General features: G+C 48.0%; 7 protein-coding genes. 6 read left to right on the top strand and 1 reads right to left on the bottom strand.

The window, feature by feature from the left end; all coding sequences use genetic code 11:
- Window positions 1-2,071, bottom strand: a 2,071-nt coding sequence (locus Q0413_RS06845) for an AAA family ATPase (protein ID WP_298988237.1), incomplete at its 3' end; no start/stop codon positions are given.
- 216 nt (window positions 2,072-2,287) lie between these two features.
- Here Q0413_RS06845 and Q0413_RS06840 point away from each other — a divergent pair.
- Genes Q0413_RS06840 through Q0413_RS06815 form a run of 6 tightly spaced genes read left to right on the top strand, consistent with a single transcriptional unit; the run spans window position 2,288 to window position 7,162 of the window.
- Window positions 2,288-3,577, top strand: a complete 1,290-nt coding sequence (locus Q0413_RS06840; protein WP_366939661.1) for a S41 family peptidase — start codon at window positions 2,288-2,290, stop codon at window positions 3,575-3,577.
- Window positions 3,578-3,587: 10 nt separating this feature from the next.
- Window positions 3,588-4,307: a phosphoribosylaminoimidazolesuccinocarboxamide synthase gene (purC, locus tag Q0413_RS06835; RefSeq protein ID WP_297896375.1), complete on the top strand. Its 720-nt coding sequence runs from the start codon at window positions 3,588-3,590 to the stop codon at window positions 4,305-4,307.
- A 3-nt stretch (window positions 4,308-4,310) separates the two neighbouring features.
- Window positions 4,311-4,547 carry a phosphoribosylformylglycinamidine synthase subunit PurS gene (purS, locus tag Q0413_RS06830; protein WP_298988235.1) on the top strand — a complete coding sequence of 79 codons (237 nt, stop codon included), beginning with the start codon at window positions 4,311-4,313 and terminating at the stop codon, window positions 4,545-4,547.
- Complete coding sequence (gene purQ, locus Q0413_RS06825) at window positions 4,544-5,209, top strand: phosphoribosylformylglycinamidine synthase I (protein ID WP_298988233.1); 666 nt, start codon at window positions 4,544-4,546, stop codon at window positions 5,207-5,209. The genes purS and purQ overlap by 4 nt, the downstream gene beginning before the upstream one ends.
- On the top strand, window positions 5,203-6,495 hold the full coding sequence (locus Q0413_RS06820) for an SH3 domain-containing protein (protein WP_298988232.1): 1,293 nt from the start codon (window positions 5,203-5,205) through the stop codon (window positions 6,493-6,495). The genes purQ and Q0413_RS06820 overlap by 7 nt, the downstream gene beginning before the upstream one ends.
- A complete protein-coding gene (locus Q0413_RS06815) occupies window positions 6,476-7,162 on the top strand; it encodes a 1-acyl-sn-glycerol-3-phosphate acyltransferase (RefSeq protein ID WP_298098480.1) in 687 nt (228 codons plus the stop codon). The genes Q0413_RS06820 and Q0413_RS06815 overlap by 20 nt, the downstream gene beginning before the upstream one ends.
- The last annotated feature ends 438 nt before the right edge of the window (window positions 7,163-7,600 follow it).

Here is a 7,600-nt window from a genome sequence, read left to right as displayed (position 1 = left end):
TGAATACGGCGGGGTGTGCCTTCTCAATCTCGTCGAACAACACCACGCTGTAGGGCTTGCGGCGTACGGCTTCGGTAAGCTGTCCGCCCTCGTCGTAGCCCACGTATCCAGGAGGCGCGCCGAGCAGGCGCGAGACGCTGTGTTTTTCCATATACTCGCTCATATCAAAGCGGATCATCGCCCGCTCGTCGTCGAATAAAAACCTCGCTAAGCTCTTCGCGCTCTCGGTCTTGCCGACGCCGGTAGGGCCCAAAAACAAAAAGCTTCCGATCGGGCGATTTTCATTCACAAGCCCCGCCTTATTGCGCTTGACGGCGCGAGCGATGGCGTGCAACGCCTCATCCTGCCCCACGACGCTCTCTTTTAGATGCTCCTCAATGTGAAGGAATTTCTCCTTTTCGGAGGAGAGCATTTTGCTTACCGAGATGCCCGTCCACTTGCTTAAAATTTCAGCCACGCTCTCCTCGTCCACGCGGTTTCGCAAAAGCACGCCGTTTTCTTTCATCGCGTCCCACTTCGCCTCAAGTTCCTTAACCTTCGCCTGCGCGGCGGGGATCTTGCCGTATTCGATCTCGGCAGCCTTGCTAAGATCGCCGTTGCGTCTTGCTAAGCTCGCTTCGTTTTTAAGGCTGTCGATCGCTTTTTTCTCCTCGCTGATGCCACCGAATACGGACTTTTCGTTTTCAAATTTAGCCTGAAGCGCGTTTTTCTGCTCGGTTAAATTTTCGATCTCTTTATCGATCTGCGCGAGCCGCTCGTCGTTTTTGCCGTCATCCTCCATCTTAAGGGCTTCCTTTTCGACCTGAAGCGTGAGGATGTCGCGCTTGGCCTTGGCAAGCTCGTTTGGCTCGCTTTCGATCTGCATTTTAAGCTCCGCCGCCGCTTCGTCAATGAGATCGATCGCCTTATCGGGCAAGAACCTATCGCTGATGTAGCGGTCACTTAGCCTTGCGGCCGCCACAAGCGCGCTATCTGTGATAGTGACGTTGTGATGCACCTCTAGCCGCTCCTTTATGCCGCGCAGGATCGCCGTAGCCTCGCTCACGCTAGGTTCTGCGACCGTTACGGGCTGGAAGCGGCGTTGAAGCGCGGCGTCTTTTTCAAAATACTTTCGGTACTCTTTCAGCGTCGTAGCGCCGATAGCGTGCAGCTCGCCGCGCGCAAGAGCGGGCTTTAGGATGTTTGCGGCATCCATAGAGCCTTCGCTTGCGCCCGCGCCTACGATGGTGTGAATTTCATCGATGAAAAGCACGACGTTTGCGGCTTTTAGGACCTCGTTGATGACGGCTTTGAGCCTATCTTCAAACTCGCCGCGATACTTCGCGCCCGCAATCAGCGCACTCATATCAAGTGCGATGACGCATTTGTTTTGCAGGCTGAGCGGCACCTCTTTTTTTGCAATCAGCTGAGCAAGACCCTCGACGACAGCGGTTTTTCCGACGCCCGGCTCGCCCAGTAGGATCGGGTTGTTTTTCGTCTTGCGGATTAAAATTTGCATCATTCGCGAGATCACCTCGTCGCGACCGATGACCGGATCGAGCTCGCCCGCGATCGCCTTGGCGGTGAGATCGACGCCGAATTTACTAAGCGCCTCAAGCGTCTCGTCGGCGGTTTGCGAATCGATGCTTTTGCCGCCGCGAAGCGCCTCTAGCTCCTTTTTGATCTCGCTAAGATCTGCAAATTTAGATAGAATTTTCTTTAGCGGATCTGCGTTTAAATTCGCAATCAGCCAGGTATCTACGGCGATAAATTTATCGCCCGAGCTCGTCATCAGCCCTTTTGCGATCTCAAGCGAGTTCATCAGCTCGCGCGAGATTCGCACGTTTTCCTTCGTGACGTTTGAGCTCGTAGGCAAATTTGAAATTTCGCTTTTGATCTCAAGCTCGACCGCGGTCTTTTCGATGCTAAATTTATTAAAAATTTGATTTAGAACCGAGCCGCTATCGGCTACCAACGCCCAGAGCATGTGCAATACGCCCACTTCGCTATTTTTGGAATGGATCGCCAAAGAAACGCTGCTTTCGAGCAAAGAGCGCATTTTATCGGTTAAAATTTCAATAGTTTCGTTCATAAATTTTCTCCTAAAGTTGAAGTTGGTTGCATTATATAACTTTAGTGTGTTTATGTCAAGGTTTTTTAGTGATATTTTAAAATTTTCGCCTTAAATTTATCCGTAAACGCGCAAATTTCGTATGAAATTTACCTTATTTTTAGCCAATTTTCTATAAAATTCACTCCATTTTACTTTCAAGGATAAACTTTGCGACAAAAACACCTCTTCTTCGGCTTGGGATTCATATTTTCTCTATTTTTAGGCGTCAGTTTTTTTACCGGAAATTTACAAGCCAGAGAGGTCAACGCGACCAAAAAGCCAGACAGCGAAAAAACTCGTCTGGAGGCGCTAGCTAAGCTTACCAAAACGCTTGCGATCGTCGAAAACAATTATGTCGATGAGATGAGCTTCTCGGAGCTTGTGGACAAGACGATCTCGGGGCTTATGAATAACCTCGACGCGCACTCAAGCTATATGGACGAAAAGGCGTTTAACGACACGAAAGTGCAAACCGAGGGCGAGTTCGGCGGGCTTGGAATTCAGGTGGGTATGAAAGACGGCGCTCTGACAGTCATCTCGCCTATCGAGGGGACTCCTGCAGATAAGAAAGGCATTCAGGCCAATGACGTGATATTGCGTATCGACGGCAACGCGACCTTCGGCATCACGATCGACGATGCGGTCTCAAAGATGCGCGGCAAGCCAAAAACTAAAATCACTCTAACGATCGTGCGTAAAGGCGTTAGCAAGCCTTTCGACGTCGAGATCATACGCGACATAATCAAAGTGGAATCGGTTTATGCCAAGATGATCGAGGATGACAAAATTTTATATCTGCGCGTTACAAATTTCGATCAGCACGTAGTTCCGGATGCGAGCAAATTTATAAAAGAGCATAGAGACGCCAAGGGCATTATTTTGGATCTGCGAAACAACCCGGGCGGGCTTTTGGATCAGGCGATCGGGCTGGTAAATTTGTTCGTGGATAAGGGCCTAATCGTTTCACAAAAAGGGCGCGCGAAAAACGAAACCGAAGCGCATAACGCCGATCCTAAAAAGAAGATCACCGATTTGCCTCTGGTAGTGCTAGTAAACGGCGGCAGCGCAAGCGCAAGCGAGATCGTAAGCGGCTCGCTTCAGGATCTAAAGCGCGCCGTGTTAGTTGGTGAAAAAACTTTTGGCAAGGGAAGCGTGCAGGTGATCCTGCCGATAGAGGATAAAGAAGCTCTGCGGCTTACCATAGCGCGATACTATCTATCAAGTGGTCGCACCATCCAAGCGGTGGGCGTGACGCCTGATCTCATAGTGGCGCCGGGCAAGGTGCCGAGCCGCGACGAGGATGAATTCTCGCTAAAAGAAGCTGATCTTAAAAAGCATTTGCAAGGCGAGTTAGCCAAGGTCGAGACCAAGAAAAAAGATGCTCAGAAAAAGGATGAGAAAAATTTCATCACAGCAGAGCAGATTAATAACGATATCCAGTTGAAAACCGCAATAGACGCGATAAAAATTCTAAACATCAAGTAAGGAGAGTGTGATGCAAGCTACCAAAAAAGAGCTCATCTACGAAGGCAAGGGCAAAAAGATGTGGTCGGTTAACGAAAGTGACGACCTTTTGATCTCGGAATTTAAAGATTCGCTGACGGCGTTTAACGGCGTCAAAAAAGCCGAAGAGAGCGGCAAAGGTGCGTTGAATTGCAAAATTTCGACGCTTATTTTTGATCTGCTTAAAAAGCATGGCATCGCCACTGCGCTCGTAGAGACGATCAGCCCAACCGAGCAGCTCGTAAAAAAATGCAAGATTTTCCCTCTTGAGATTATTGCTCGTAATATCGCCACTGGCTCGCTTACAAAGCGCCTGGGCATCAAAGAGGGCACGAAGCTTCCGTTTGCTCTGGTGGAGTTTTGCTACAAAGACGACGAGCTGGGCGATCCGATCCTAAACGACGAGCATTGCTTGCTGCTTGGCGCCGTAAAGAGCCAAAGCGAGCTTGACGAGCTCAAAAAGATCGCGCGCAAGATCAATGAAATTTTGATTAAATTTTTTGATGAGCGAAATTTAAAGCTCGTGGATTTCAAAATCGAGCTTGGCAGAGATAAGGACGGCAATATCCTGCTTGCAGATGAGATCAGCCCCGATAGCTGCCGCTTTTGGGACAAACAGACCGATAAAAAGCTCGACAAGGATGTATTCAGACAGGATCTTGGTAGCGTAAAAGTGGCCTACGAAGAGGTCTTGCGTAGAATTTTAGGATAAGCGATGAGGGTAATCGTAAACGTAAGGCTTAAACAGGGCGTGCTCGATCCGCAGGGCAAGGCGGTCAAACACGCCCTCGCTTCGCTTGGTTTTAGCGGAGTAGAGGACGTGCGCGTAGCCAAACAGATCGTCCTTGATATAGATGGCGAGGATAGGGATAAAATTTATGCCGACGTCGCCAGGATGTGCGATGAAATTTTGGCAAACACCGTCATCGAAGACTATGAGATCGTGATATGAAGGTAGCGATCGTCAATTTCCCCGGCACCAACTGCGAGCGCGACAGCAAATACGCCTTTGACGCGCTGGGTTGCGAAACGCAGATAATCTGGCATAAAGAAACCGACATAAACGCCGATCTGATCGTGCTTCCCGGCGGCTTTAGCCACGGAGATTATCTGCGAACCGCGGCGATTGCTAAATTTAGTCCGGTGATGAAGGCGGTTCTTGCTCATGCTGCGCACGGCGGCTATATCCTAGGCATCTGTAATGGCTTTCAGATGCTTTTGGAGCTAGGCTTGCTCGCAGGCGCGATGAATAAAAATATAAATTTAAGCTTTATCTCAAAATTTCATAATTTGCGCGTCGTTTCAAACGATAATAAATTTCTACGCTGTTGCGATAAGGGCGAAATTTTAAATATCCCGATCGCGCATGGCGAGGGCAACTACTATGCGCCTGCGGATACGCTAAAGTCGCTATACGACGAGGATTGCGTGTTGCTAAAATATTGCGACGAAAATGGCGCGGATCTAAATCCGAACGGCTCAGTAGACGCAATTGCCGGGATTTGCGATAAAAACAAAAAGATTTTCGGACTGATGCCGCATCCTGAGCGCGCGATAGAGCCTATTTTGGGCGGCACGGATGGAGAGAAAATGCTAAAAGGCTTAATTTGCTAAAAAAAATTCTTACTATTTTAGGTGTCTGCACGCTTGCGTTTGCTGCGCCGGAGATTGAGATCGATTCGCTTGACGATCTAAGTAAATATGCGCCGAAAAAAGCTGAGGATAAGCCCGACGAGCCGCAGACGCGCGATAATTCTAAGGTAATGCTGAAATACAATAAAAAAGAGGTTATGTCGATGGATAATTTAAGCATCGACGATCTTAAGGCTTTGGCGCCTACTAACGAAGTCGATCTTGACGTATCCGACGATAAGGTCTATCAGGACATTAAGCCTAAGGAGCTTACGCTAAAAGCTAGCGGGATGCCTAGGAAGGTATATTGCAATCAAATTTTTAAGATTGACTTCGCCGTATATTTGGGGCAGAAAATCACCGTCAAGCCAAAGCTAGAGATCAGCCGCACCAATGGTATGAAGTGGCTTAATGCTGACAATCTTACGTGGATTGAGGGTGACGAGATGTTTGAGACGACGCTGTGGTTTGCGGCAAGCGATAAGAGCGATAAGATAAATGAGCTCGTTTTGACACTGCAGCGCAATGGAGAATTCTTTGAAAAAAGCTCTATCAAACCTGATAATCCGGAATTTATGAAGCTTGACACGAAGCCTAATTTTTCGCATATCGTAGCCGACGAGCTGAAACTTAAAAACTACAAAACTACCAAATTTGACGACGCTTCAAATCTACTCACGCTCGATCTTGGTATCCGAAACGGCGCAATCAGCGCTTTTAGTATCGATAATCCAGCCATTATTAAGCAGGGTGTGGACTCCGTGCGCGGCACATACGCAAGTCAGAGTGGATATTATTTCGCCGTCGTGGATAAAAATATCACAAATTTAGACTTCAGCTATTTCAATCTTAATACTAAAAAATTTGAAAATTTCGGGCTTGAGCTTAATCCGCGCGCTGAGGATCTTAGCACGCAGATCGGGCTAAATCCGAAAGAGAGCAAGTTCGAAGCTTACAAGCAGATCGCGATCTATACCCTTGCAGCCGGGCTTTTGGTGATGTTTCTGCTTAGCAAAAATATCACGCCGCTTATCTTTGCGGTGCTGATTTTGGCGGTAAATTTCTACGCGCAAAGGCCTTACGGCACGGGCAGTATCGCGCAAAATTCTCCGGTTAGAATTCTGCCTATGCAAAGCTCCACCGTGTTTTACGTGACTAAAAATCCCGAAAAGGTCGAAATTTTGGGTACGAATAAGGAATTTTATAAAATCATGCTGGGCGGCAACAAGATCGGCTGGGTTAAAAAAGATGAGCTTAGCAAGGATTAGAGCGCTATTTTACGCGATTTGGTTTATTTTTACCGTCGTTTGCGTCGTGATTGCTATGGCGGTGAAAAACTCCTCTCATCGCCGCTTTCGTCGCATTTGGGGGCGCTTCCAGCGCTACGGCATTGGATACGATATCCAGATCATAGGTACCCCCGATCCGCGCGCGCAGCTAGTAATCGCCAACCACCAAAGCATAATGGATATCGTCGTGCTCGAAGAGACCCATCCCGCCGATATCTGCTGGATCGCTAAAAAGGAGATCGCAGACATCCCTATCATCGGTAAAATCATCACTCTTCCGAAGATGATCCAAGTCGATCGCTCAAATCCGCGCGATCTGGTGCGGATCGTGCACGAAGTGCAGCAGCGCGTGAGCGAAGGGCGCGTCATCACGATGTTTCCAGAGGGCACCAGACATCGCGGCACGCAGCTTTTGCAATTCCAAAGCGGCGCCAAAGCGATCGTTAGCAAGCTTGGTCTGCGCGTCCAGCCAGTGGTGCTCATCGGCACGCAGCATATCGCAAACTCTCACGATTTCACCGTCCATAGCGGACATGTCAAAATCATCTACCTAGACCTGCTCGATACGAGCGATAAAGATTGGCTGCAGCACGCCAGAGACACGATGCAAGCCGTAATCAATGAAAACGAAACCGCCGAAGCATAGGCGGGATTCATAAATTTATCGATAAAATTCAAACGCGACTTTTACTAATTCGCGCGATTTCTGTGCGCTAGCGCGTTTATTTGCGCTTTGATTTGCGGCGGCAAAATTTTATAAAATTTCATCCGCTCGTGTTAAGCGGCGTGGAATTTTAAAATTTCGTTCGTGCGCGTGGACGACGAAATTTTAAAATTTTATCCATGCGTTTAGGTAGTGGAATTTTAAAATTTCATCTAAACTACAGGCGGCGAGTTATCGGCGAGAGATAGGCAAGAAAACAGCGCCTGTATAAAAGCAAAATTTTAAAATTTACGCGGCGCGGTAAGATGAAATTTAGCATATATTTAGCTATTTGCGAAAATGGCTAAACGATTTGTCACAAGAGCAAAAGATGGCGGCAACCCGCAAGCGATCTAAAATTTTAAATTTCTTAAGGAGGAG

This window comes from uncultured Campylobacter sp. (assembly GCF_938045465.1).
GTDB lineage: Bacteria > Campylobacterota > Campylobacteria > Campylobacterales > Campylobacteraceae > Campylobacter_B.
Note: the sequence above shows the minus strand (reverse complement) of the source record. Positions and strands in the feature narration are given on the sequence as shown.